At 75.3% G+C, this 1,131-nt stretch carries 2 protein-coding genes; both read right to left on the bottom strand.

Features of this window, described 5'->3' with window-relative positions:
• Window positions 1–553, bottom strand: a 553-nt coding sequence (locus VTU_RS0121155) for a glutamate--tRNA ligase family protein (protein ID WP_010108431.1), incomplete at its 3' end; no start/stop codon positions are given.
• The coding region (locus VTU_RS0121150) for an NAD(P)/FAD-dependent oxidoreductase (protein WP_010108429.1) at window positions 550–1,131 on the bottom strand (582 nt) is incomplete at its 5' end. The genes VTU_RS0121155 and VTU_RS0121150, both read right to left, overlap by 4 nt.

The following is a 1,131-nucleotide window of genomic DNA, read 5'->3' as shown; positions in this document are numbered from 1 at the left end:
CCTGCCACTGCGCGCCCAGCCACCTGTCGTGCCAGCACAGGGCGGTATCGGCCCGTGGCCATGGTGCATCCGCTGCCTGGCTGCACTGCGTGGTGGCGAAGCGCCAGGAGCGTGCGCTGCGGCCCTGGAGCCCGCGGCGGCAGGTGCCGGGGTAGGGCAGGGCGGCGTGGCGCGCGCGGGGCTGGCCCTGCGCTGCGTGGGCGGCTTCGATGTCCTTGCGCGAGCAGGCGCAGGGGTAGGCCAGGCCCTGCGCGATCAAGCGATCCAGCGCCCGCTGGTAGAGCGCGCTGCGCGCCGACTGCCACTGCGGCGGCGCGTCGGGCAGCAGGCCGCAGCGGGCCAGCTGCTGCAGGATGAACTGGTCCGCGCCCGGAACGCAGCGCGGTGCGTCGAGGTCCTCCATGCGCACCAGCCACTGGCCGCCGCGCCCGGCGTTCCAGGCGCGGGCGTCGAGCCAGCTGGCGAGCGCCGCGACCAAGGAGCCGGCGTGCAGCGGTCCGGTCGGCGAGGGCGCGAACCGGCCCCGGTAGCGCTGCCGCACGGCAGCCGTCATGCCACGGCGAGTGCCAGCTCCAGGCCCGACAGGAAGGCGTCTTCCAGCCGGTGCCCCAGGCACCAGTCGCCGCAGGCACCCAGCCCCCGGGCCGCGTCCCACAGATGGCTGCGCCCCAGAGGCTGCGTGGTCTGCGCGTAGCGCCAGCGGCGTGTGGCGGCGTGCGCCGGCTCGGCGTGGATTCCGGTGACCTCGGCAAAGGCCCGGATCAGCTTGGCCTGTACGCGGACCGCGTCGTCCTCCAGATGCTCGGCCGACCAGGCGGGGCTGGCCTGCACCGTCCAGCGCTCGATCACGTTGCGCCCGGGCTTGGACGATTCGCGCGCCAGCCAGGCGATGCGATGGTGCGTGCTGCGCGCGGCGTTCCACTGCGGCCCCAGCGTGGTCAGCCCCGGGCGCACGGCCTGGGGGTAGGCGAGCATCAGCGTCCAGCAGGGTGCAGTGGCCACGTGGCCCAGCGCGTCGCTCAGCGGGCTGTTCAGCGCCGAATCGGCGAGCAAGGACTGCGCAGGCACCGCGGGCTGCGCGAGCAGCACGGCGTCGAAGCCGGCATGCACGTGCGGGCTGCCGCCGGGCCC

The organism is Verminephrobacter aporrectodeae subsp. tuberculatae At4, assembly GCF_000193225.1.
Classification (GTDB): Bacteria; Pseudomonadota; Gammaproteobacteria; order Burkholderiales; family Burkholderiaceae_C; genus Acidovorax; species Acidovorax aporrectodeae.
The sequence above is the reverse complement of the archived record's forward strand: the minus strand, read 5'-3'. Positions and strand labels throughout refer to the sequence as shown.